Genomic DNA, 24,135 nt, shown 5'->3' with positions numbered 1-24,135 from the left:
TCGGACATACGTCCCCCTCGTGTCCCGGGCTTCCTAACACAGATTCCGCAAGCCATAAAAGGGGCAAGTCCACCCCTTTGATTTGGCCCGAAAAACCCGTCTAGAAGTTTCGCTGCATGGGTATCGGGCGGCCGGAATGCCGGCCGGCAAATTCAAGCCCGACGCCCCGTTCAGATCATCGCCATTCCACCGTTCACATGCAGCGTCTGGCCGGTAATATAGGCGGCTTCGGTGCTGGCAAGATAGAGCGCGGCGGCGGCCACGTCATCGGAGGATCCGAGCCTTCCGGCCGGAACCTTGGCGATGATCGCCTCTTTCTGCTTGTCGTTGAGCGCGTCCGTCATCGGCGTCGCGATGAAGCCGGGCGCTATGCAGTTCACCGTCACATTGCGGCTCGCCAGTTCCTGGGCGAGCGCCTTGGTCATGCCGATCATGCCCGCCTTGGAGGCGGCATAGTTGGCCTGACCGGCATTGCCGGTGACGCCGACCACTGAGGTGATGCCGATGATGCGGCCATAGCGGCGCTTCATCATGCCCCGCATCGCCGCACGCGAAAGGCGGAACGATGCGGTGAGATTGACGTCCAGAACCTGGGCCCAGTCGTCGTCCTTCATGCGCATCGCCAGACCGTCACGGGTGATTCCGGCATTATTGACCAGGATATCGAGCGAGCCCATGGCCGCTTCGGCGGCGGGAACAAGTTTCTCGACCTCCTCGGCATTGCCGAGATTGCAGACGACGACATGCGCGCGCTCGCCGAGTTCCGCCTTGAGCGCGTCGAGCACGTCGGCGCGGGTGCCCGAAATGGCGACAGTGGCGCCCTGCTTATGGAGGGCTCGGGCGATGGCGGCGCCGATGCCGCCGGTGGCGCCCGTGACGAGCGCCGTCTTTCCCGTAAGATCGAACATGTTTCTATCCCTGTTTGAGCTGCGCCACGTTCTGGGCGATATCGTCAGGCGTGCCGAGCGACAATCCCTGGGCGTCAGGCGCCGTCCTTTTCACGAGTCCCGACAAGACTTTACCCGCGCCTGCTTCACAAAAGAGTTTAACGCCCGCTGCGGCCATCGCCGCCATGCTCTCGCGCCAGCGGACGGTGCCCGTGACCTGCGCCACCAGAGCCTTCCTGATCTCGGCGGCATCGGTCAAAGGCCGGGCCAGCACATTGGAATAGACAGGCACGAGGGGCGGGCGCATCGGCGTATCGGTCAGCGCCTTGGCCATCGCCTCGGCGGCGGGCTGCATCAACGCGCAATGGAACGGCGCGCTCACCTGCAGCATCACGGCGCGCTTGGCGCCCTTCTCCTTGGCCAGCATCACGGCCCGCTCGACGGCAGCCTTGTGGCCCGACACCACGACTTGGCCCGGCGCGTTGTCATTGGCGGCCTGGCAGATCTCGTTTTGGGCGGCCGCCTCGGCGACCGCCACGGCATCCGGATAATCGAGGCCCAGAAGGGCGGCCATGGCGCCGGTTCCGACCGGGGTCGCCGCCTGCATGGCGGTGCCACGCAGCTTGAGGAGACGCGCCGCGTCGGCGAGCGAGAAAGTGCTGGCGGCGGCGAGGGCCGAATATTCCCCCAGCGAATGGCCGGCGACGAATTTGGCGGCATCCTGCAGCCTTACGCCATGCTGGGCTTCCAACACGCGGATGACCGCCAAGCTCACCGCCATCAAGGCCGGCTGGGCATTTTCGGTCAGCGTAAGTTCGGCTTCAGGGCCTTCCCACATCAATTTCGACAGGTTCTGGCCCAGCGCCTCATCGACTTCGGCAAAGACGGCGCGGGCGGCAGGTGAAGCGTCGGCGAGCGCCTTGCCCATGCCCACGGCCTGGCTGCCTTGTCCCGGAAATATGAAAGCGAGGCTCATACAGTACCTTTAGCGATTCAGTCGAGGGGGCACGAAGCATGCGGATGGCGGGGGAGTCAAGCGCGGGCTTTCGACAGCCATTGACCGTCGGCAGGGCCTGACAATAAGGAGAAGCATGCTTACACACGCTGATCTCGAGCGCGCCCAGAGCATCGTCTATGCGGCGATGCCCCCCACGCCGCAATATGCCTGGCCCCTTCTCGCTGCGGCAACCCAATGCGAATGCTGGGTCAAGCATGAGAACCACACGCCGGTCGGCGCCTTCAAGGTCAGGGGCGGCCTCGTCCATATGCGCCTGCGCAGGGAACGCGGCGAGACAAATGGCGTCATCACCGCGACGCGCGGCAATCACGGCCAGTCCATCCCCTTCGCCGCCGGGCGCGAAGGCATTGCGTCGACAGTGGTGGTGCCCAAGGGCAATTCGCTCGAGAAGAACGAGGCGATGCGGGCCTTGGGCTGCTCCTTGATCGAGGCGGGCTCGGATTTCGACGAGGCACGCGAGACCGCCATGCGCCTCGCCCGGGAACAGGGCCTCGACATGGTGGCCTCCTTCCATCCCGAACTGGTGATGGGTGTGGCCACCTATGCGCATGAACTCTTCAACGGCGCCGGCGCGCTCGACGCCGTCTATGTGCCGATCGGGCTCGGCTCCGGCATCTGCGCCGTTATCGCCATCCGCGATCTGCTTGGCCTCCGGACGAAGGTCATCGGGGTCGTGGCCGAGAGGGCCAATGCCTATAAGCTCTCTGTCGCGGAGCGCCGCGCCGTTCCGACCAATTCGGCCCTCTCCTTCGCCGACGGCATGGCCGTGCGCGTGCCCAACGCAGACGCGGTCGCGATCATAGCAAAGGGCGCCGACCGCATCGTCGAGGTCAGCGAGGACGAGATCGCGGACGCCATGCGCCTCTATTATCGCGCCACCCACAATGTCGCCGAAGGTGCCGGGGCCGCCGCTCTGGCGGCGCTCGTGAAGGAACAGGCGCAGATGAAGGGCCAGCGCGTCGGGCTCATCCTGTCGGGCGGCAATATCGACAGCAGCAAATTCGCGCAGGTGCTGCAGGGTCGGACTCCCCTGCCCTAGCTTGAAGTCTCCTGATATTCGTGCAACAAGACCACCGATGAAATCTGAGAATGGCCAGCTTCGAATGCGCGAGCCCTTGCCGGGTACCACCGGCGGAGGCTGTTGAGCGCGCGCTGATTTCCTGAAGAGAGACCGCGTTTCCTCGAGCCCTCCCGCCAGCCCGGTGAGGGTTTTTCATTTCCGGAAACCCGTAATTCCTCCCTTTCAGATGAGACGCGCTATGACCACGACTTCAAATCCCTGCCTGTTCTGCCGCATCGCGCGGCGCGAATGCCCTGCCCATATCGTCTATGAAGACGACTATCTGGTCGCCTTCCTCGATACCGGCCCAATCCGGCCGGGCCATGTGCAGATCATTCCGCGCGACCACTATCCCACCTTCGACGATCTCACCGCCGAGCTCGCCTCGCGCATCATCGTGCTGGGCCAACGGCTCGCGCGCATCCTCAAGGCCAGCCACAGGGTGAGCCGCGCCGCCTTTCTGTTCACCGGCGGCGATATCGCCCATGCCCATGCCCATGTCCTGCCGATGATCGCGCCCACCGACATCACCTCCAGGCGCTATATCGCCGAAGAGAATGTCACCTTCCAGCCCATTGCCCGGCCAAGCGAGGCCGAGCTCGGACAAGTGGCCTTCGCCTTGCGCGAGGCGCTCAAGGGCAAGGACACGAGCCCATGAATATCCGCGCCGCAACCGCGGATGATGGCGAGCCCGCCGCCCTGGTGCTCAGGCGCTCCATCGCGGAACTTTGCGGGCGCGATCATGAAAATGATCCAGCCCTCCTCGCAAGCTGGCTCGCCAACAAGACGGCCGAACATTTCCGCGATTGGGTGCGGGCGGAAGATACCCTCTGTCTCGTGGCGGAGGGTGATGACGGGGCGATTCTGGGTGTCGGCCTCATGTCCAGATCGGGCGAGATCAGGCTCAATTATGTCTCGCCCGATGCGCGATTCCAGGGGGTAAGCAGCGCGCTGATCCGGGCCTTCGAGCGAGGGGCGGCGCAACTCGGCGTCGCACGCCTTACCCTCAACAGCACCGCCACCGCGCACCGTTTCTATCTGGCGCGCGGCTTCAGGGATGAAGGGCAGCCGCAGACCGGCCGCCTCAGGGAAAATATCTATCCGATGGCGAAAGTCCTTTCCCAGACTGAAGCCTGAGTTTGCCAGACTGCCGCAATGTTGTTTGGGCAACAGGGCCTGCATTCGAGAGGAGACAGGCTCATGTTCTATGAGAGCGGCGGCGCGGCAGCCCGCCAATGGACGCAGACCTGCATCATTGCGCTGGTGCTCGGCTTCCTGCTTTATGATAAGTCGCTGCATCTGGCGCTGCCCGACAGCTATGGCTGGCTGTGGTCCGGCGTCACGGGCTCGCTGGCGGCCGTCACCAAGGGACTTTCCTTCTTCTGAAGCCATGCGCCTTCTCCTCATCGAAGACGAACCGCAAATGGTGGAAGCCCTCAAGGCGGCCTTCGCCCGGCACGACATTCTGATCGACGCCGTGTCGACGCTCGCCGATGCGGAGTTCATCGTCACCGACACGGCCTATGACGCCGCTCTGCTCGACCGCCAATTGCCGGATGGCGACGGGCTGCGCTTCCTCGCTACCTTGCGCAAGCGCGGCGACCCCTTGCCCGTGATCGTCCTCACCGCGATGGGCCATGTGCCGGAGCGCGTCGCGGGTCTCGACCTCGGCGCCGACGATTATATCTGCAAGCCCTTCGATTTCGACGAGTTGCTGGCCCGCCTGCGCGCCGTATTGCGCCGCCCGTAGACTCTCACTGTGCCGCTGATCACCATCGGCCGGCTCACTTTCGATCCCACCCATCGCGAGGCGCGCATCGACGACGAGCCGCTCAAGCTGCCGCGGCGCGAGCTACTGGTGCTGGAGAGCCTCATCCGCCGCACCGGCCGCATGGTGCCGCGCGCTCACCTGATGGAGGCGGTGTTCGGCTTCGACGACGAGATCCAGTCGAATGCACTCGATTCCCACATATCGCGCCTGCGCCGGCGGCTCAACGAAGCCGATGCCCGCCTCGTCATCAATGTGATCCGCGGTGTTGGCTACCTCTTGCGCGAGGATGCATGACCGGCCCGGCGCGGCGCTCGCTCAGGAGGCGCCTCTTCCGCCGCCTGCTCGCCGTCCAGGCGGCGGTGCTGGCGCTGGTCATCGCCGTGCTGTTCGGCTCGGGGCTTCTCTTCGATTTCCGCTCGCCCGACGCGACCATCGACATATTGCGCGCGGCGATCGGGCGCGACGAGAATGGCCGGCTGCGATTGCGCGAGACCGAGGAGCTCAAGGCGTTGCGCGTGACGATCCCGGATCTGTGGTTCATCATCCGCGACCGGCAGCAGCACAAGCTCGCGCACGGCGCGATCCCGCCCGAATATGCCAATATCGGCACGGCGCTCGACGATATCGGCCAGGCGCGGCTCGGCTGGAATCTGGGCGATCCCGACCGGCCGACAGCGCGCGTCAGATGGGCCGAGACGAGCATAGGCCGGCTGCAATTCACCACCGGCAGCGAAGCGCCCTGGCCGTTCCATTTCGTCCTGCTCGGCCTCTCGCTCGTCACCCTGCAATATCTCCTTCCCATCCTCGCCGTCATGGCGGTGGGCGCCTTGATCGCGACGCCATGGATCCTGCGCTCGGCCTTCGCCGGGCTCGACCGTGCCGCTTCCGAGGCCGACACTATCGATGTCAGCCAGCGCGGCCTGCGGCTGGCGACGGTCGACATACCCTCGGAGGTACTGCCCTTCGTCAATGCGGTGAACGGCGCGCTGGCTCGCCTCGACGAGGGCTATGAGCGCCAGGAGCGGTTCCTCGCCGATGCCGCGCATGAGCTGCGCACGCCCATCGCCATCCTGAACACACGGCTTGCGGCGCTGCCGCAGGGACCTGCAAAGGCGCAACTCGCTCTGGATGCGGCGCGCCTCAGGATCATCACCGAGCAGATGCTCGACCTCGAGCGCCTGCACTCTGCTCCCTCGCCATTTCCGGATGTCGATCTCGAGGCGCTGGCGCGCCAGGTCATTCTCGACATGGGTCCGCTCGCTTTCGAGGCGGGCTATGAAATCGAATTCGGCGCGGCAGACGGTCCGGCCATCGTCAAGGGCGACGCGCAGGCGATCGGCCGGGCTTTGACCAATCTCGTCCAGAACGCCATCGACCATGGCGGCCGGAAAGGCACAATCTCGCTCCTCGTCGGCACCGACTGGGTCGAGGTGACGGATGAAGGGCCGGGCATTCCATCCGACTTGCGCGATCGCATCTTCGAGCCCTTCTTCAAGCGCAAGAAGGATGGGCGCGGCGCCGGGTTGGGTCTGAGCCTCGTCGGCGACGCGATGCGACTCCATGGCGGCGGCGTCTCGGTGCGCGACCGCGCCGTCGGCGCCTCCTTCCGCCTGTCCTTCCCGCTAGCGCGGGATGCGAAAAAGTGGGCACCAGTTTTTCACGAGGATCCCGCGCTAACATATGAGAATCGATCACGTTTATGAGTTTGGATTGACTCAATCCAAACTCATCGTGATCTAAGCGGATAAATCCTGCCCACCGCAATACTCTCACAACCCGCCTCGGGGATCCTTCGCGTCCATGAACAATAGGCCAAGGACCACCCCATGCTTCGTGTCGCTCTTTTTTGCCTCTGTCTTTCGTCGATAGCATTCGTGCCCGCTGGTGAGGCACAGCCCCATAGCGGCCGGCTTGAGCGGGTCCAATATTACAACCCCTGCCGTGACGGGAGCCTCAGTGACGGCAAAGCCCGCAGCTGCAAGGAGCTCAGGCGCTGGCTGCGTCATCAGGGCCGCGAGCCGGAGCCGCGAGAGTGGCGCCGCAAGCGCTATGATCCCTGCACGGATGGCAGCGTCAGCGACGGCCGCCCCCGCACCTGCCGGGAGTTACGGCGTTGGTTCTACAATCCTGAAGTTCAGGATTGGGATTAGGAGAGCCTTCCCTGACGGCATTCAGAGCGCTTGCATTCCGCGGGCTTTTCAGCCATAGAGCCCCCGCCAGTTGGCTTCCGGTTGGGGGGCTGAACGGAAGGTTTGTGGCTCATCAGGGTCCCAGACAGGGTTTGATCCCGTCTTCCCGTGTCTCCGCTCTTTCGAGAAACCGGTCTTTCGAGCCTTTCACTTCTGAGGGCTCGAAGGAGGCTCTGCGCCGGGAGTCAATTGATGGCAGAAACTTTGAAAGGCTTGAAACATGCCACTTTACGAGCATGTGTTCCTGACCCGTCAGGACGCATCGAATGCGCAGGTTGATCAGCTGACTGATCAATTCAAGACCGTCATCACTTCGGGTGGCGGCAAGATCGGCAAGACCGAGTATTGGGGTCTGAAGTCCCTCAACTTCCGCATCAAGAAGAACCGGAAGGCGCACTACACCTATATCGACATCGAAGCCCCGCCGGCGGCTATCGCCGAAATGGAGCGCCAGATGTCGATCAATGAAGACGTCATCCGTTTCATGACGGTGCGCGTCGAGAAGCACGAAGACGGTCCCACGGCCATGATGAAGGCCGGCAAGCGCGACGAGCGCGGCGGTGGACGTGGCTTCGGCGGCCGTGGCGGTCGTGGCTTCGACGATCTCGATTTCTCTTCGGACAGGGAGGCTAACTAATGGCTCAAGGTCAAGGCGGGCCGGCACGTCGCCCCTTCTTCCGTCGTCGCAAGAGCTGCCCGTTCTCGGGCGATAACGCGCCGGCGATCGACTACAAGGATGTGAAGCTGCTGCAGCGCTTCATCTCCGAGCGCGGCAAGATCGTGCCGTCGCGCATCACCGCGGTTTCGGCCAAGAAGCAGCGCGAACTCGCCCAGGCGATCAAGCGCGCGCGTTTCCTGGGCCTCCTGCCCTACGTGCTGAAGTAATCGCTCATTGGAGCGTTCCCTTCTCGCCAAAGTCGAACAACTTTGGCGGGGAACGCTTCGACGGTTGGGGCGGATACCCGATCCGCCTCTAACCCATCCTCCAGGATCGGGGACAGCAAAGGATTAGAATTATGGACGTCATTCTTCTCGAGCGCATCGGCAAGCTCGGCAATATGGGTGAAGTCGTCAAGGTCAAGGACGGCTTCGCCCGCAACTACCTCTTCCCACAGCACAAGGCGCTGCGCGCGACCGAGGCCAACCGGGTCAAGTTCGAGCGCGACCGCACCCAGCACGAAGCTCGCAACGAGGAGCGCCGCAAGGCCGCCATGGGCGACAGCGGCAAGCTCGAAGGCAAGAGCTTCATCCTCCTGCGCCAGGCTGGTGAATCGGGTCAGCTCTACGGTTCGGTCTCAACCCGCGATATCGCCGAGGCCGCCTCGACGGCCGGCATTCCGGTGTCGCGCAACCATGTGCTGCTCGATGCCCCGATCAAGACCATCGGCCTCTACACGGTGCAGATCGCCCTCCACCCCGAGCTTTCCGTTCCGGTGACGCTCAATGTGGCGCGCTCGCAGGACGAGGCGGATGCTCAGGCGCGCGGCGAGGTCCTGACCGGCCCCGTCTCCGAGCGGGCCGAGGCGCTGGCCGCCGCCGAGGAGCTGTTCGAGTCGGAAACGGCTGCCGAGGAAGCCGTCGAAGAGGAAACGAAGGACTGATCCTTCCCTCAGCGATAAGTTGGACAAGGGCTCTGCCGCGGCAGGGCCCTTTTTCTTTGCCCGGCCCGGGCCTCCCCAAGCGCGGGATGCGAAAAAGTGGGCACCGGTTTTTCGCAAGAATCCCGCGCTATCATATAGGAATCGATCACGTTTATGAGTTTGGATTGACTCAATCCAAACTCATCGTGATCTAGGCCGCGGAACGAGGGTCGGAGCCCCCGTGGTCCTGCATTAACGCTATGCGCTCCCGAAATGCCGCGGGCCTTCACTTATTCGTCAAACTGCGTTTACTATGCGGGTGAACCACCTTCCGGCTGGGGAGCCGGAAAAGCGGGAGAACGGAGATGTTTGCAGCTTTAAACCAGGCTCTGAGACAGCTGGTTCAGACCGGCAATCTGACGGTGACCGATATCCGCGGGCGCAAGCACATCTATGGCGATGGGTCGGGTAAACCGTCCGGCTTCAAGATCGTCAATCCGCGGGCTCCGATGAAGATCCTTCTCGACCCCGACCGCTATTTCGGCGAGCTCTACATGGCGGGCGACATCGAGCTTACCGAAGGCACGATCTACGACCTGCTCGAAGTCCTCATGAAAAATATGGAGCAGCGGCCGACGCCGGGTGCTGCGAAATTCTTCAACCAGCTCCGCATCGGGCTGAAGCGGCTCGACCAGTATAATCCGGTCGGCAAGGCCAAGGCCAATGTCGCCCATCACTATGACCTGTCGGGCGCCCTCTACGATCTTTTCCTCGACCGTGACCGGCAATATTCCTGCGCCTATTTCGAGACGCCGGAACCCTCGCTCGAGGACGCCCAGCTTGCCAAGAAACGGCATCTGGCGGCCAAGCTCAATATCAAGCCCGGCATGAAGGTGCTCGATATCGGCTCAGGCTGGGGTGGACTCGCCCTCTATCTCGCCGAGACCTGCGATGCCAAGGTGACGGGGGTCACGCTTTCGGAAGAACAGCACAAGATGTCGATGGAGCGCGCCCGCCAGCGCAGCGTCTCCAACACGGTGGACTTTCGCCTGCTCGATTACCGCCATCTCGACGAGAAATTCGACCGCATCGTCTCGGTCGGCATGTTCGAGCATGTCGGCGTGGTCCACTATAAGGAATTCTTCGCGAAATGCCGCGCGCTGCTCAAGGATGACGGCGTGGCGGTGGTGCATTCGATCAACCGCTCCGACGGGCCCGGCGCCACCAGCGCCTGGATCAAGAAATTTATCTTCCCGGGCGGTTATATCCCTGCTCTGTCCGAAGTGCTTCCGTTTATCGAGAAGAGCGGCCTCTATGTGACCGACATCGAAATCCTGAGATTGCATTATGCGGAGACCTTGCGCGAATGGGGCAAGCGCTTCGCTGCCAACCGGCACCGCGCCAAGGCGATCTATGACGAGCGCTTCTGCCGGATGTGGGAGTTCTATCTGGCCGCGTCCGAAAACGCCTTCCGCTATCAGGGCATGAACAATTTCCAGATCCAGTTCACCCGCAACCAGCACGCGCTGCCGATGACGCGCAACTACATGATCACGGAAGAAGAACGCCTCAGGGCGATCGACAGCAAGAGCCGCCGGCTGAAATCGGTGCCGGCGGAATAATCCGCCGGAAGCCCGCAACGCGGCCGAATTCGGCCTTGATCCTGCCGCAACGACAGGCCTAAAGAACCGCGAGGGAAATTCTCAAGGACGGTCGGCGGCATGATGCCTCTATATCTGGCCCGGAATACGCAACGGGCCATCAGTGCCCTTCTCGCAGTCTTCATCACCGTCCTGGCCGCCTCCGCCGTTATGGCCGAGGAGCAGAAGACGCTGAAGGGCGTCGCCCTGGTGATCGGGCAGTCGAAATATGCCCATATCACGCCCTTGCCCAATCCCGCCAATGACGCGCGTGAAATGTCGAAGCTGCTTACCGATCTGGGCTTCGACGGACGCGCGGTGACCGACCGCGACGCTGGAAAACTCTCGCGCGATCTCGAGCGCTTCGTCGAGGATGCCGAAGGCGCGGATATCGCCTTCCTCTATTATTCGGGCCACGGCATCGAGGCGGGCGGCGACAATTATCTCGTCCCCGTCAATGCGGATGAAGCCTCGCTCGGCAATGCCGGCGTGGAGCTCGTCTCCCTCACTGCCGTTGTCGACAAGCTCAAGGCCACTGTCCCGGTGGTGATCGTGCTGCTCGATGCCTGCCGCACCAATCCTTTCCCCGCAACCGCCCAGCTCAAGGCGACGCCGGAAAGCCCGGCGCTGCCGGTGACCGTCAGCGGCCTCGGGGCGCCGCGTGGGGCGGCCGTCGTCGAAAACGCCGCTCCCGCCACCGAGAATCTCGGCACGGTGATCGGTTACGCGGCCGAGCCTGGCCGTCCGGCGCTCGATGGCGCCGAAGGCGGCAACAGCCCCTATGCGGCGGCCCTCCTGCGCCATCTCTCCGCCATGAAAGGCGCCGAGCTCGGCTCCGTGATGCGCATGGTGACGGAGGAAGTCTATCTCTCGACCGAGACGCGCCAGCGTCCTTGGGTCAATGAAAGCCTGAGGCGCCTCCTCTATCTGGGCGTGGCGCCCGACGAGCCCGAAGGCGAGGACGGCCTCATCACCGGCGAGCGCCGCCAGCTGCTCCTCACCATCGCCGATCTGCCGAGCCTCGAGCGCGGGCAGGTCGAAACGATCTCCAAGGACAAGGGCGTGCCGATCAGCGCGCTCTATGGCGTGCTGAGCGCCCTCGGCGTCAAGGACATGCCGAAGGATCCGGAAGCGCTGGAGAAGCTTCTCAAGATGCAAGCGGAAACCATCAAGAGGATGATGGCCGAGCGCGAATCGCTCAATGTGGACGATCCCGAGATCAAGAAGCTCGCCGAGGCGGCACACCGCGCCATCCAACAAGGCGCCATTGCCACAGCCCGTCAATTCCTCGATGACGCCGTCAAGCGCGTCGAAGCGACCGCGGGCGCCGTCGACGCCGCGGAGGAAGCGGTCAAGAATAAACGGCTGGCCGATGCCGCCATCTATGTGCGCCGCGCCGAGGCCGCCTCGCTCGCCTCAGACTATCTTGCCGCCGCCAAGGACTATGCCAAGGCCTTCTCTCTGGTCGAGAAGTGGGACGAGAAGCTCAAATGGAACTACAAGAACCTCGAAGCCGAGGCGCTTAACGCGCAAGGCGATGAGAAAGCCGACAATGATGCCCTCAGGCAATCCATCGCCGCCTATGAACAGCTTCTTTCCTTCATCCCCAATGGCGAGAAAAATGCCGACTGGGCCAAGACGCGCAACAACATGGGCGTCGCCTATCTCAACCTCAATGAACGCGTCTGCGACAGAAAACTGCTCGAAGAAGCGGCCCAGATCTTCCGCGGCTCCTTGGAGGTTCTCACCCGCCAGAGCGATCCGGTGAACTGGGCAGCAGCTCAGAACAACTACGCCAATGCGCTCATCGCGCTCGGACAGCGTGAAAGCAACACATTCAATCTGGAAGCCGCGGTTGCCGCCCAGCGCGCCGTGCTCGAAATCCGTAACCGCGACAAGCTACCGACGGAATGGGCGGATTCGCAATTCAATCTCGGCATCGCTCTTTCCGCTCTGGGCGGACGGGAAAGCGGCGACGCCCGTCTTCTCGAAGCCGTCGGCGCCTATCGCGCCGCCTTCGTAGTGATCGCCCGCGAAAAGGATCCTCTGCGCTGGGGCAATTTGCAGAACAGCCTCGGCAACACGCTCAGCACGCTGGCGACCCGCAAGAATGACATGGCCATGCTCAAGGAGGCCGAGAAGACGCTTCGCCTCGCCCTCGAAGTGCGCACCCGCGAGCGCGTGCCGCTGAAATGGGGCAACAGTCTCAATGGACTGAGCGAGGTGACCTACAATATCGGCCAACGCTCTGGCACGGCTACAACCGAGATGGAGGAAGCGGCGAAAGGATTCCGCGATGCCCTGGTCGAAGTGACGCGCGAGCGGTCAGCGGTCAACTGGGCCACCATCCAGAACAATCTGGCTTCGTCCTTGCTTGTCATTGGCATGCGCAAGCAGGACGTCGCGATGATTGAAGAAGCGGCTGTACTCTTTCCCGGCCCTATCGAAGTCTTCAAGCGTGATTGCTCGCCCCAGGACTGGGCAATGACCCGGGTCAATTTTGGTAACGCGCAGCAAGCCCTCGGCAAGATTAAGGACGATCCGGCCAAGCTCACCGCAGCGATCGCGCTCTACAATGAGGCCGCTGAGGAGTTCACGCGGGAACGCGACCCGATCACCTGGGCCGGCGTCCAAGCCATGCTCGGTAGCACGTTGGAAGCGCTCGCCTCGCGCGGCGGCGGCCTCGACATGTACAAACAGTCGATCGCAGCCAAGCAGGCCTCACTGTCGGTCTATACCAAGGAAAATTCCGGCCTCGAATGGGCGGAAGCCCAGCTCAATCTCGGCAATTCTCTCGCCATGGTCGGCAACTTCGAGAAGGGTACCGAGAGCTACGATCTGGCACTCATCGCTTTCAACGCTTCGATGGAGGTGTTCACGCGGGATACGAATGCGCTAAAATGGGGCCTCGCCCAGAACGGCATCGGCGATGTCTATTGGGGCTACGGCACAAGGCGTCAGGACCGGAAGGCCTTCGAGGAATCCATCACACGTTTCGAGATGGCAAAGGGTGCGCTCAATCAGGCCGGCATGGCCAGCATGGCGGGGCTCGTCGACAACAAGATCAAGATTATCAGCGACACCCTAGCGGGCATGAAGTAAGCGAGGAGAGCGCAGCAATAGCGCCCTCTCCCGCGTTGACTTCGCCCTTACTTACTAGTAAGTAAATCAAAACAACAATGCCCGCAATGCGCGGCAAATCAGGGAGAGAGCGCCATGAAAGAGTTCCTGCGACAAATCCTCGATTCCAAGCTCAATCAGGATGTGAGCCGCCGGCGGTTCATCCAGAGTGCGGCCGGCCTCGCCACGCTCACCGTGCTCGGCGCCCCGCCCGCTTCGGCCCAGGACAAGAAGCTCGGCGGGCCGCTCAATTTCCTCGGCTGGGACGGCGAGCATGGCGGCAATGTCGCCAAGGAGTTCCTGGCCAAGAACAACATCCAGATGCAGGCCTCCTTCCAGTCGGCGGCGGACGAGGCCCTCACCCGCTTCAACACCGGCGGGCGCGGCTCGATGGACATCCTGACCCCGAACAAGGATTTCCAGCGCGCCATCCTCGGCTCCAATACCGAGCTGTTCCAGCCGCTCGACATGGCCCGCATTCCGAGCGCGCAAGGTCTCTTCCCCGCCTTCAAGGATGCCCCGTGGCTCACGCGCGACGGCAAGACCTATGGCATCCCGATGATCTGGGGCGACGAGCCTTGCGTCTACAATCCGGCCAAGTGGGACAAGATGCCGGAAAAGTATACGGACTTCGCCGATCCAAAATATAAGGGCGAGCTTGTCCTCCTCGATGATCCCTTCGGCAATATCTGGCTCTTCGCCACCTCGCTCGGCATGAAGGAGCCGAACCGGCTGACCGCGCCTCAGCTCGAGCAGGTCGTCGAGGCGATGCTCAAGGTCAAGCCCAATGTCGTGACGATCGGCGCGTCCCACGGCGACATGGCCGACGTCATGGTGCGCGGCGACGCCTCGCTCGGTATCGGCGGTTGGGCCTATCAGACGCTCATCGCCAAGGACAAGGGCGTCAAGCTGGTGGTGGGCTCGCCTTCGAAGGACGGCACCTTTTTCTGGTCGGACGCCTATGCCCTCGCGGTCGATTCTCCCAATATCGACAATGCCTATGCGTTCATCGACTTCATCACCTTGCCGGAGAACAATGCCGCCTTGGCCAAGGAGCTGGGGTCGGGCTGCACGGTCGAGAAGGCCTTCGACCTTATCGATGCGAGCGTGCGCGACATCTATCCTTACGAGAATGTGCGCCAGCCCGGTGGCGGCATTCTCGGCACCCAGATCGTCGTGCCGCCGCAGAACCCGGAAGGCGACGTCGTCGGCTCGGCGGCCTGGGTCGAAGCCTGGCAGAAATTCAAGGTGGCCTGAAGTTTCGATCCGCGGATGACCGCGACCGCCGGCACAATGGGACGCTGGGGACAAGCGGGCGTGACTGCGCGCCCGCTCCTCCCGGCGTCGTTTTTCTACCTGATCTTCTTCGCCGTGCCGATGCTGGCGCTCTTCGTCTTGAGCTTCTGGCGGGCGAACGGCTTCGTGCTCATCCCCGATCTCACGCTCGACAATTATGAGAAGATCGCCACCTCCAGCCTCTATCGCGTGCTGATTATCCGCACCATCGCCGTCGGCCTGGTCACCGCTGCCTTCGTGGTGCCGATCGCCTTCGCCGTCTCCTATCTCATGCGCTTCGTCTTTGAGAGGCGCGGCCAGATCATCCTGCAGCTCATCCTGCTGTCGCTGTTCAGCGGCTATCTGGTGCGCATCTATGCCTGGCGTACCATTCTCGGCAAGCAGGGCCTGCTCAATTCCACCTTGCAATGGCTTGGCCTCATCGACCGGCCGCTCGAATTCCTGATCTACAGCAATCTTGCCATCGTCATCACGCTGTGCGGCCTATTGCTGCCGCTCGCCGTGCTGCCGATCTATTCGGCGATGGCGAATATTTCGCGCGATTATCTCGAGGCCGCGCGCGACCTCGGCGCCCCTGCTTATACCCTCATCCGCACCATCCTGGTGCCGATGGCGCTCCCAGGCCTCAGGACCGCCTTCGCCTTTGCCTTCCTGCTCGCTGCCGGCGACTTCGTGACGCCGACTTTGGTCGGGGGCACCCAGAGCCTCCTCATAGGCAATGTCATCGCCGACCAGTTCCGCGGCATCGGCTCGAACTGGCCGCTCGGCGCGGCGCTGGCCTTCGTCACCATCAGCATCGTGCTCGGCCTCTATTTCCTCATCATGCGCATCGTGCGCTGGGTGACGGTATGGTGAGGCCGCCCCCCTCGAACCTCCTGGCGCGCGGCTTCCTCGGCTTCGTGCTTCTCTACCTTTATGCGCCGATCGTGGTAATCGTGCTGTTCTCTTTCACCACCTCGCCCCGGCTCGCCATGCCGATCGAGGGCCTCACTCTGGCGTGGTACCAGAACGCTTTCGCCAATCCGCTCATCACCAAGGCGCTCACCAACAGCCTGATCCTTGCCGGCATTTCGGCGGTGGCTGCCGGTGTCCTGGGCGCCGCCTTCGCCTTCGGCGTCGTGAAGCTCGCCCAGCCGCGCCTGCGCCAGGCACTGCTCGCTGCGAGCCTCCTGCCGGCGGTCGTGCCGCTGCTCGTCATCGGCATCTCGCTTGCCGTCATGTTTCACGGGCTGGGCCTCTCGCAAGGCCTGCGCAATGCCGCCATCGGCCATGTGCTGGTGAGCCTGCCCTTTGTCGTGCTGACCATGAATGCAAGGCTCGAGACCTTCGACTTCACCACGCTCGAGGCGGCGCGCGATCTCGGCGCCTCATCCTTCCAGACCTTCCGCGACATCACCTTCCCGCAGATACGCCCCTCGATCGTCGGTGCCGCATTGCTTGCCGCCGCGCTGTCGCTCGATGAGTTCGTCGTCACCTGGTTCAATATCGGCAATGAGCAATCCGTTCCGGTGCTGGTCTGGGGCCTGATGCGCCGCGGCGTCGACCCTTCGATCAACGCCTTGGCGGCGATGCTGCTCTTCCTGCTCGTCTGCCTGGTGATCGGATCCAATTTCATCGGCCGGAGAAATTCATGACCCAAACGCCCCGCCAGTCCGTCGAGCTGATGATCCGGCATGCTCATGTGCTCACCATGGATGACGGCGAGCGCATCTTCGAACATGGCGCCATCGCCATCGACAAGGGCCGCATCATCGCGGTGGGCGATGACGCCGATATCGCCGCTCGGTTTGAGGGCAAGCGCAGCATCGATGCGCAAGGTGCTCCCGTCCATCCGGGCTTCATCGAATGCCACTTGCACGCGTCCTTCCAGCTGTTCCGCGGCGCGCTGCCCGACCAACTCGCCGAGACGGATGCCTTCGACACATTCGAAAGCGTCTTCTTCAACACGGTGAACGACGAGGAGGAATATCTCGCCGTCGCGCTCGCGGCGATGGAGATGATCCGCAACGGCACGACCTGTTTTCTCGAAGCCGGCACCGTGCTCACGCCCGCCGCCGCGGCGCGCGCCGCGCAGGATATCGGCATCCGCGCCATCATCGGCGACGCCTTCATCTGGGATCAGCCGCAGGGCTTCGCGCAAGGCATGGTCGAGTCAGGCTGCAGCGCCTGCGCCGCGCAGGCGCGCACCCGTCCGGTGCTGAAGCGCGCGCCCAAGACCCGCGCCGAGGCGCTCGCCCTGATGGGAGGCGAGCTCCATCGCAATGGCGATCCGGAAGCCCTGGTCACCGGCCATGTCGCCATACTGGGCCTCGGCACGGCCAGCGAGGAACTGATGATGGAGGCCAAGGCGCGCGCCGATACGGCGGGCGTCGTCCTCAATCTACACCAGTCCTACAGCCCCGCCGACACGGAAGCGGATCACAAGCGCTTCGGCACCGATCCCCCTCCTGCATCTCGAAAAGATCGGCTTCCTCGACCGCAATGTCACTTTCGGCCATGCCAATCATCTGACCGACGCCGAATGCGAGGCGCTGCTCGGCAAGGGCACGAGCATCGCCTGGGCGCCCGCCGCCTCGATGATGTGGGGTCATGGCGGCTGCTTCCATGGAAGGCACGCGGAACTGTGGCGGCGCGGCGCCAATATCGCACTGGGCTCGGACTCGGCCAACTGGTCGAATGACTTCGATCTCTGGCGGCAGGCAAACTTGAGCGTGCTGACGGCGCGCGAGGCGCATGGCGATCGCACCTATCTCGTCGCCGAGGATGGGCTCGCCATGGCGACGCGCGCCGGCGCCCGCGCCGTCGGCATGGAGAAAAGCATCGGCTCAATCGAGCCCGGCAAACGCGCCGATCTCGTCATCCACACGCTCGACCGGCCGGAACTTATCCCGACCACCAATATGATCCGCAATCTCTTTTATTCGTCGCGCTCGAAGTCCGTCCATTGGGTGATCGTCAATGGCCGGATCGTTCTGGAGGAAGGCCGCTTCGCGACCGTGGATGAGCGCAAGCTCCTGCGCGAAGCAAACCAGGCAGCCATGGCCCTGCTCGCCCGCATGGGTCGCAAGATCGAACCCAACACCCTTGCGCGGCACAAGCGGAACACGGCATGATCGCCTTCCCGCCCGGATATCAGACGCTCCATGTCACCTGACCCTGTCATCATCCCCTTTCGGCCCGAGCATTTCACCCGGGCGTCCGCTGTGGTTGCGGAGCATGCAGGCATGACCGCCACCGCCTTCCTCTATGGCAGCGGCGTCGCCGGACTCACGATCGCCAATGACGCGGGCCAGCTCGATCTGCTGCCCTTCCACGGCCAGCAGATCTGGGATGCCACATTCTTCGGGCGCCGCCTCACCATGGGCTCGATGTTCGACGAACCGGTCGCCACCCAGGACTATCTCTCCAATTACGGCGCGTTCTTCATCCATTGCGGTGTCACCGCCATGGGTAATCCGGGGCCGGGCGATACGCATCCGCTGCACGGCGAGCTTCCGAATGCGATTTATCAAGAGGCTCATCTCATCGTCGGCCGGGACGAGCGCGGGCCCTATATGGCGCTTTCCGGCAGCTACCGTCATCGGGTCGCGTTCACGCATAATTACGTAGCGGTGCCCGTCATCAAGCTCGGCGCGAAGGGCGGGCGCATCCGCGCCACTTTGTCCGTCCGCAACATGAAACAAGGGCCGATGGAGCTGATGTATCTGGCTCACATCAATTTCCGGCCGATCGACAGCGCGGCGCTCATCGACACGGCGCCCGATGATCCACGTCATATGCGGGTCCGCGCCACCTTGCCGGGCAATGCCACGCCCTCGGCGCGCCATCGCCAGCTTCTGGACGCCACCCTCGCCGATCCCGCCCGGCATCGGCAGATCCGACCGGGCGAAGCAATCGATCCCGAGCTTGTTTTCTCGCTCGACTGCCGCGCCGACGAGACAGGATGGGCGCACAGCATGCAGCTGCTTCCCGATGGCTCGGCCGATTTCGTGAGCCATCGTCCACAGCAACTCGATCGTGGCGTGCGCTGGATCAGCCGCAGCGGCGACCAGGATGCCCTCGGATTGATGCTGCCGGCCACCGCCGATCCCAACGGCTATACGGCGGAGAAGGCCAATGGCCGTCTGCGCATATTGGCGCCGCAGGATGAATATCATTGCGAGATGGCGTTTGGGGCATTGGCGCCGGATGAAGCGCAAAGCCTCAGGCAATCCATCGAAACGATCAGAAAGAGGACAACATGACAGGCGCTGCCGGCTTTACCACGATCGACTTCGACCGGCCCGGCAAGCAGACCGGATTCGTCAACATCCCCCATTCGCCGCATGACGATGCCTGGGGCGTCACACGCATCCCGCTCTGCGTCATCAGCAACGGCAAGGGGCCGACGGTCATCATCGAAGGCGGCAATCATGGCGATGAATATGAAGGCCCGATCACCATCTGCGAGCTGATCCGCGATCTCGATCCGAAGGAGATCCAGGGCCGCCTCATCCTGCTGCCGACGATCAATGTGCATGCTGTCATGGCCGGGCGGCGCACCTCGCCGGTCGACGGACTCAATTTCAACCGCACCTTCCCCGGCGATCCCAAGGGCACGATCACCCAGCAGATCTCGGCCTATATGACACGCGAGATCTTCCCGCGCGGCGATGCCTTCCTCGACCTTCACTCCGGCGGCTCCTCGCTCGACATCCTCCCCAGCGCCATCGTCGAGCCGACCGACAATCCCGATCTGCTCCGGCGCAATATCGCGGCGGCGCTCGCCTTCGACGCGCCGCTCGCCGTCGTCATCAGCAATCACGGCGACACACGTACCGCGACGGCGGCCGCCTGCCATGCCGGCCTCGTCACCGTCGGTACCGAGATGGGCGGCGGTGGCACCGTCTCGCTCGAAGGCCTCGCCATCTGCCGCCGGGGCGTGCGCAATGTGCTGGCGCATCTGGGTGTCCTGCCCCAGGCCAAGAAGCCGGAACCCCGGCCCGACAGGCGTATCCTGGATCTCGCCGGCAACAAGGCGCATGTCTATGCGACGATGGACGGCGTCTTCGAGCCCTCCCATCCCAATGGTCAGAAGGTGAAAGCCGGCGAAGAGGCGGGGCGCATCCATTGCCTGTGGGACCCGACGCGCCCGCCCGACCTGCTCCACTATCAAGCCGACGGCATCCTCTATGGGCGCCGCCAGCCCGGCCGGGTGAAGCCCGGCAATTGCTGCCTGGTGGTGGCCTCGCTCTATGAAGGAGACCTGTCATAATCAGCATCCAGGATATCGAGGCGGCGCGCACCCGCATCGCCCCCCATATCCGGCGCACGCCCGTGCTGGCGCTGGATCAGCTTCAGTCCTCCCTGAGCGGCGCGCCGAAGGTGACGCTCAAGCTCGAATGCCTGCAGGTGACGGGCTCGTTCAAGGCGCGCGGCGCGATGAACCGGCTTCTCGGCGCCGGCAAGGACGAGATCAAAGGCGGCATCACCACGGCCTCGGGCGGAAATCACGGCCTCGCGGTGGCGCGCACCGCCTTCGCGGCCAAGGTGCCGGCGACCATCTTCGTCCCGTCGAATGTCTCGCCCGCCAAGGTCGCCAAGATGAAGGCCTGGAACGCCAAGGTCGAGATCGTCGGCGACGAATGGAGCCAATCCAACCAGGCGGCGCATGACTATGCGGCGAAAACGGGAGCGGCCTATTTCCATCCCTTCGCCGACCCGCTCGTCGTCGCTGGGCAAGGTACGCTCGGCCTCGAGATCCTCGACGACCTTCCCGATATCGATGCGATTCTCATCGCCATTGGCGGCGGCGGGCTCATTTCCGGTCTTGGCACGGCGCTGAAGGCGAAGCGGCCCGACATTCGCATCATCGGCATCGAGCCCACAGGCTCGCCGACGCTCAAGGCCAGTCTCGATGCCGGCCATGTGGTGACGCTTTCCGAAGTGACCTCACGGGTGCCGACCATGAGCTGCCGGCGCACCGACGAGCGCATCTATGAAACCGTCCGCGCCACGGTCGACGACATCGTGCTCGTCAGCGATGAGGAGATGGCGGAGGCCTCGTGTTTCCTGTGGTTCGAAATGGGCATCGCCGCCGATCTCTCAGGCGCCGCCTCGATCGCCGCTTTGCGCCAGAACCTGCCACAGCTCAAGGGCGCCAGGCATGTCTGCGCACTGGTCTGCGGCGCCGGGCCCGAGGGAACCGTGTAATGGCGGTAAAGCTCGCCCTCGCCGGCGCCGGACTCTTCGGCCAGGAGCATTTGAGCGTCATCGCTCGTATCCCGGATGCGCAAGTCGTGGCCATCGCCGATCGCAATGAGACGGCCGCCAGGACGGCCGCCGAGCGCCATGGCGTCAAGGACTGGGGCGGCGACATCATCGACCTGTTGCGGCACACCAGGCCCGATGGCGTCATCATCGCCTCGCCGGGCCAGACGCATGTGCCGCTGGCGCTCGCGGCCCTTGAGCTCGGCATTCCGGCGCTCGTCGAAAAGCCCATGGCCATGACGGCGTCGCAAGCCCTTCCCCTGGTCGAGGCAGACGCGCGCGGCCCGGCCTTCGTGCTGCCCGGGCATGTGCTGCGTTTCTCCGCGCCTCATCGCCGGATCGCCGATATCATCGGATCGGGCGAGATCGGCCGCGTGCTCTCCTTCAGCGCCAGGCGTCACCGCGACGACAGCCATGCGGTGCGCTATCCCGACATAGATCCCATCATGATGACGATGATCCACGACATCGATCTCGCTTTATGGATGACGGGCGGCACGGCCAGGGACGTTCACGCTTGGCGGAGCCCGGACGGCGCGCAGCGATCGCAAACCATGGTGACGGCCAAAGGCGACACGGGCGCCGTCTGGTCGCTCGCCACCTCCTGGACCTATCCGGGCGAGGCCGCGCCCGATCGCATCGAGATCGTGGCTGAGCGCGGCGGCATCGACTTCGAGACCGGCACCTATATCCGCCAGTATGGCGACAAGCCGCGTAGCATCGACCTCGCCGAGCTGGGGCCGGACGATTCCCTTCTCAACGAGGTGTCCTATTTCGTCCACTGTATCCGCGCCGGAGAGCGCCCCAGCGTCGTCACCGCGCGCGATGCCTTGGCCGGCCTCGAGATCGCCGGAGCGGCTCTTTCATCACTCGGGAGGGAATAGCCATGACAGAGGAACGCCCGCTCGCCGGACGCATCGCGCTGGTCACCGGAGCGACACGCGGACTCGGCCGGGCGATCGCGCTCAAGCTCGCCCGCGACGGCGCGCATGTGGGCGTGCTTGGACGCAATGAGGCGCATGGCTCCGCCGTCGTGCGCGAGATCGAGGCCGCCAACGGACAGGCTTTCTTCACCCGCCTCGATGTCCGCGATTTCGCGGCGACGGAGCGCGTGGTCGGCGATACCGTGAGCCGCCTCGGCCGGCTCGACATCGTCATCGCCAATGCCGGCATCGGCACGATCGGACCGGTCGAGAGCGCCGATCCCGAAGACTGGCGCCAGATGATGGACGTCAATTTCCACGGCGCCGCTCACACCATCAAGGCCGCGTTGAGACCTATGCTGGCCCAGGCGCGCGGCGACTTCGTCGCCATCGCGTCTTCGGCCGGCACGACCGGCTATGCCGACTGGTCGGGCTATTGCGCCAGCAAATGGGCGGTGATGGGTTTCATGGAATGCCTCGGACGGGAAATGGTCTCGCGTGGCATCCGTGTATCGACCGTCTGCCCGGGCAGTGTCGACACGCCCTTCTGGGATATTCTCAATGTAGATCTCCATCCGGCGGGATCGGAAAGCCGCAGCGGCATGATGTCGTCGGATGATGTGGCGGAAGTGGTGCTGCTGCAATTGCGCCTGCCGCCCGGCGTGGTGCTCAAGAATACCCTGATGTTCCCCGCCAATGAGTGGCATTGACGCCCTGCGCATCCAAGCTTGATACTCAGGCATCTACGGAATAGCGTGCGGCCTGGGGCGTAGGGGAGGAATGATCATCAATCCACCGGCGCGCCGGATAGAGCATCGGACCGAAAAGTGCGAAGCGGCTTTCGGAGAATCCGATGCGCAGATCAAAGATATAAAGCGCCTTGGCGTTCCCGCCAGATCGTCAGGCGCTCGAGTCATTGCGGCCTGCTACGGATTGCTGTGCCACAGCCTGTTCATCGCGGCTGTCGCGGCGATGATCGTCATGATGTATCACGGCATGAGCCGGTCCTTCGGAGATCTGGCGGAGCCGTATGGTTCCATCGCGAACGGCATGCTTCTCCTTCAGTTTCCCATCGCGCATTCCCTGCTGCTGACGCGCGGCGGCAATCGTTTCATGCGCCATTTGGCGCCGGCCGGATTGGGCGCCGACCTCTCGACAACAACCTATGCCGCGATTGCGTCGCTGCAAGTACTGGCGCTCTTCCTCTTATGGTCGCCGAGCGGAATCATCTGGTGGCGGGCGGAAGGCCCCCTGCTCGTCGCCTTGTGCTGCGCCTATGCCGCTGCCTGGCTGAGCCTCCTTAAAGCCATCGTCGATGCCGGCTTCGCGCTGCAAGTGGGGCTTCTCGGCTGGTATTCGATCGCCAGGGGCATCGCCGTGCGCTACCCGCCGATGCCGCGGACGGGACTTTTCAGATTTTGCCGACAGCCCATCTATGTCGCCTTCGCCGCCACCTTGTGGACGGTTCCGACCTGGACGCCCGACCAGCTCACGGTTGCCGGCGTGCTCACGCTCTACTGCCTCATCGGGCCGCTCTTCAAGGAAGCGCGCTTCAAAGCGCGTTTCGGTGATCAGTTTGAAGCCTACCGCCGGCATGTGCCATACTGGCTTCCCTTCCGTCGCAACAGAAAATGAAGCACTCCCCCGATCCGGCCCGCAACGATCTGTCGATCTACGACACCTTTGCATCGAGCTGGTGGACGGGCGAGACCCGCTGGCTCCGGCTTCTGCAGAACATGGTGCCGGCGCGGCTTTCCTATTTCACACCGATCGTCGGGGACTGGCGCGGCAAGTCGGTGCTCGATCTCGGCTGCGGCGGCGGCTTCATGTCGGAAGCCCTGGCGCAACGCGGCGCTCATGTCATCGGCGTCGATCCTTCAGCACCCGCCATTGCCATCGCCAAAAATCATGCGGAAGCCACGGGCCTCCCCATCGACTATCGCGTCGGGGCGGGCGAGAGCCTGCCGGTTGCCGACAACTCGCTCGATATCGTGCTCTGCGTCGATGTGCTGGAGCATGTGCGCGATCTCGACGCGGTCATCGGCGAGATCCGTCGCGTGCTGAAGCCGGGTGGTCTCTTCCTGTTTGACACGATCAACCGCAACTGGCTGGCCAGGCTGGTCGTGGTGACTTTGGGCGAGAGCGTTCTCCGCCTCCTGCCGCCGGGAACCCATGATCCAGCCCTGTTCATCACCCCGGCCGAGCTCAAGGCCAAGCTGGAACGGCATGATTTCGCCGTGGCGCCACTTGCCGGTTTCGGTCCATGCGGACTCAACCGGCGATTCGACCTCACCTTCGGTTCCCTCCCGACTACCTCGATCACCTATATCGGGCATGCGCGCGGCTGATTTGTCAAAGTTACAAGGGGATATGAGCGAATCACCTGATTTTGAAAATCAGCA

23 protein-coding genes and 2 pseudogenes are annotated in these 24,135 nt (G+C 63.6%); 23 read left to right on the top strand and 2 right to left on the bottom strand.

Going from position 1 to position 24,135, the window contains the following annotated elements; translation table 11 throughout:
- Positions 1-170: 170 nt before the first annotated feature.
- Both fabG and fabD read right to left on the bottom strand, forming a co-directional pair.
- Positions 171-908 (bottom strand): 3-oxoacyl-[acyl-carrier-protein] reductase, encoded by a 738-nt coding sequence (gene fabG / locus G5V57_RS24875; protein ID WP_165170416.1) that lies wholly within the window; start codon positions 906-908, stop codon positions 171-173.
- 4 nt (positions 909-912) lie between these two features.
- Positions 913-1,863, bottom strand: coding sequence for an ACP S-malonyltransferase (gene fabD, locus G5V57_RS24870; RefSeq protein WP_165170414.1), 951 nt, complete (start codon positions 1,861-1,863; stop codon positions 913-915).
- Positions 1,864-1,978: 115 nt separating this feature from the next.
- Here fabD and G5V57_RS24865 point away from each other — a divergent pair, with 115 nt between their 5' ends.
- The 23 genes and pseudogenes from G5V57_RS24865 (at position 1,979) to ubiG (ending at position 24,081) form a co-directional block, all read left to right on the top strand.
- Positions 1,979-2,944 carry a threonine dehydratase gene (locus tag G5V57_RS24865; protein WP_165170412.1) on the top strand — a complete coding sequence of 322 codons (966 nt, stop codon included), beginning with the start codon at positions 1,979-1,981 and terminating at the stop codon, positions 2,942-2,944.
- Positions 2,945-3,164: 220 nt separating this feature from the next.
- The gene (locus tag G5V57_RS24860) at positions 3,165-3,623 is read left to right on the top strand and encodes an HIT family protein (protein WP_165170410.1); all 459 of its coding nucleotides are present in this window, start codon (positions 3,165-3,167) and stop codon (positions 3,621-3,623) included.
- Positions 3,620-4,102 (top strand): GNAT family N-acetyltransferase, encoded by a 483-nt coding sequence (locus G5V57_RS24855; RefSeq protein ID WP_165170408.1) that lies wholly within the window; start codon positions 3,620-3,622, stop codon positions 4,100-4,102. The genes G5V57_RS24860 and G5V57_RS24855 overlap by 4 nt, the downstream gene beginning before the upstream one ends.
- 63 nt (positions 4,103-4,165) lie before the next feature.
- On the top strand, positions 4,166-4,351 hold the full coding sequence (locus tag G5V57_RS24850; RefSeq protein WP_165170406.1) for a hypothetical protein: 186 nt from the start codon (positions 4,166-4,168) through the stop codon (positions 4,349-4,351).
- A gap of 4 nt (positions 4,352-4,355) precedes the next feature.
- Positions 4,356-5,030, top strand: a pseudogene (locus tag G5V57_RS24845) (response regulator transcription factor).
- Entirely contained in the window at positions 5,027-6,439 is a 1,413-nt protein-coding gene (locus G5V57_RS24840; RefSeq protein WP_165170404.1) for a HAMP domain-containing sensor histidine kinase, read from the top strand. The pseudogene G5V57_RS24845 and the gene G5V57_RS24840 overlap by 4 nt, the downstream one beginning before the upstream one ends.
- A 706-nt stretch (positions 6,440-7,145) precedes the next feature.
- Positions 7,146-7,562 carry a 30S ribosomal protein S6 gene (rpsF, locus tag G5V57_RS24835; RefSeq protein WP_165170402.1) on the top strand — a complete coding sequence of 139 codons (417 nt, stop codon included), beginning with the start codon at positions 7,146-7,148 and terminating at the stop codon, positions 7,560-7,562.
- Positions 7,562-7,810, top strand: a complete 249-nt coding sequence (rpsR, locus tag G5V57_RS24830) for a 30S ribosomal protein S18 (protein WP_119391349.1) — start codon at positions 7,562-7,564, stop codon at positions 7,808-7,810. Before rpsF ends, rpsR begins: the two co-directional genes overlap by 1 nt.
- Positions 7,811-7,941: 131 nt before the next feature.
- A complete protein-coding gene (gene rplI, locus G5V57_RS24825; RefSeq protein WP_165170400.1) occupies positions 7,942-8,526 on the top strand; it encodes a 50S ribosomal protein L9 in 585 nt (194 codons plus the stop codon).
- 344 nt (positions 8,527-8,870) lie between these two features.
- The gene (locus G5V57_RS24820; RefSeq protein ID WP_165170398.1) at positions 8,871-10,127 is read left to right on the top strand and encodes a cyclopropane-fatty-acyl-phospholipid synthase family protein; all 1,257 of its coding nucleotides are present in this window, start codon (positions 8,871-8,873) and stop codon (positions 10,125-10,127) included.
- Positions 10,128-10,226: 99 nt separating this feature from the next.
- On the top strand, positions 10,227-13,247 hold the full coding sequence (locus tag G5V57_RS24815; protein ID WP_165170396.1) for a caspase domain-containing protein: 3,021 nt from the start codon (positions 10,227-10,229) through the stop codon (positions 13,245-13,247).
- A 114-nt stretch (positions 13,248-13,361) separates the two neighbouring features.
- Complete coding sequence (locus G5V57_RS24810) at positions 13,362-14,522, top strand: PotD/PotF family extracellular solute-binding protein (protein WP_165170394.1); 1,161 nt, start codon at positions 13,362-13,364, stop codon at positions 14,520-14,522.
- A gap of 15 nt (positions 14,523-14,537) precedes the next feature.
- On the top strand, positions 14,538-15,416 hold the full coding sequence (locus G5V57_RS24805; RefSeq protein ID WP_165170393.1) for an ABC transporter permease: 879 nt from the start codon (positions 14,538-14,540) through the stop codon (positions 15,414-15,416).
- Positions 15,410-16,195: an ABC transporter permease gene (locus tag G5V57_RS24800; protein ID WP_165170391.1), complete on the top strand. Its 786-nt coding sequence runs from the start codon at positions 15,410-15,412 to the stop codon at positions 16,193-16,195. Before G5V57_RS24805 ends, G5V57_RS24800 begins: the two co-directional genes overlap by 7 nt.
- A pseudogene (locus tag G5V57_RS34930) lies at positions 16,192-16,983 on the top strand (amidohydrolase family protein); the annotation flags it as partial. The gene G5V57_RS24800 and the pseudogene G5V57_RS34930, both read left to right, overlap by 4 nt.
- The gene (locus G5V57_RS34925) at positions 16,919-17,674 is read left to right on the top strand and encodes an amidohydrolase family protein (RefSeq protein ID WP_165174248.1); all 756 of its coding nucleotides are present in this window, start codon (positions 16,919-16,921) and stop codon (positions 17,672-17,674) included. The pseudogene G5V57_RS34930 and the gene G5V57_RS34925, both read left to right, overlap by 65 nt.
- Before the next feature lie 30 nt (positions 17,675-17,704).
- Positions 17,705-18,805, top strand: a complete 1,101-nt coding sequence (locus tag G5V57_RS24785) for a DUF4432 family protein (RefSeq protein ID WP_165170387.1) — start codon at positions 17,705-17,707, stop codon at positions 18,803-18,805.
- Positions 18,802-19,815: a succinylglutamate desuccinylase/aspartoacylase family protein gene (locus G5V57_RS24780; protein WP_165170385.1), complete on the top strand. Its 1,014-nt coding sequence runs from the start codon at positions 18,802-18,804 to the stop codon at positions 19,813-19,815. Before G5V57_RS24785 ends, G5V57_RS24780 begins: the two co-directional genes overlap by 4 nt.
- On the top strand, positions 19,812-20,753 hold the full coding sequence (locus G5V57_RS24775) for a threonine/serine dehydratase (protein ID WP_165174247.1): 942 nt from the start codon (positions 19,812-19,814) through the stop codon (positions 20,751-20,753). The genes G5V57_RS24780 and G5V57_RS24775 overlap by 4 nt, the downstream gene beginning before the upstream one ends.
- On the top strand, positions 20,753-21,694 hold the full coding sequence (locus G5V57_RS24770) for a Gfo/Idh/MocA family protein (RefSeq protein WP_165170383.1): 942 nt from the start codon (positions 20,753-20,755) through the stop codon (positions 21,692-21,694). Before G5V57_RS24775 ends, G5V57_RS24770 begins: the two co-directional genes overlap by 1 nt.
- 2 nt (positions 21,695-21,696) lie before the next feature.
- On the top strand, positions 21,697-22,443 hold the full coding sequence (locus G5V57_RS24765; protein ID WP_165170381.1) for an SDR family oxidoreductase: 747 nt from the start codon (positions 21,697-21,699) through the stop codon (positions 22,441-22,443).
- Between the two features lie 70 nt (positions 22,444-22,513).
- Positions 22,514-23,368 (top strand): isoprenylcysteine carboxylmethyltransferase family protein, encoded by an 855-nt coding sequence (locus G5V57_RS24760; RefSeq protein WP_206530096.1) that lies wholly within the window; start codon positions 22,514-22,516, stop codon positions 23,366-23,368.
- Positions 23,365-24,081: a bifunctional 2-polyprenyl-6-hydroxyphenol methylase/3-demethylubiquinol 3-O-methyltransferase UbiG gene (gene ubiG / locus G5V57_RS24755; RefSeq protein ID WP_165170379.1), complete on the top strand. Its 717-nt coding sequence runs from the start codon at positions 23,365-23,367 to the stop codon at positions 24,079-24,081. The genes G5V57_RS24760 and ubiG overlap by 4 nt, the downstream gene beginning before the upstream one ends.
- The last annotated feature ends 54 nt before the right edge of the window (positions 24,082-24,135 follow it).

Origin of the sequence: Nordella sp. HKS 07, assembly GCF_011046735.1 — a bacterium.
In the GTDB taxonomy this organism is placed as follows: domain Bacteria; phylum Pseudomonadota; class Alphaproteobacteria; order Rhizobiales; family Aestuariivirgaceae; genus Taklimakanibacter.
Note: the sequence above shows the minus strand (reverse complement) of the source record. Positions and strands in the feature narration are given on the sequence as shown.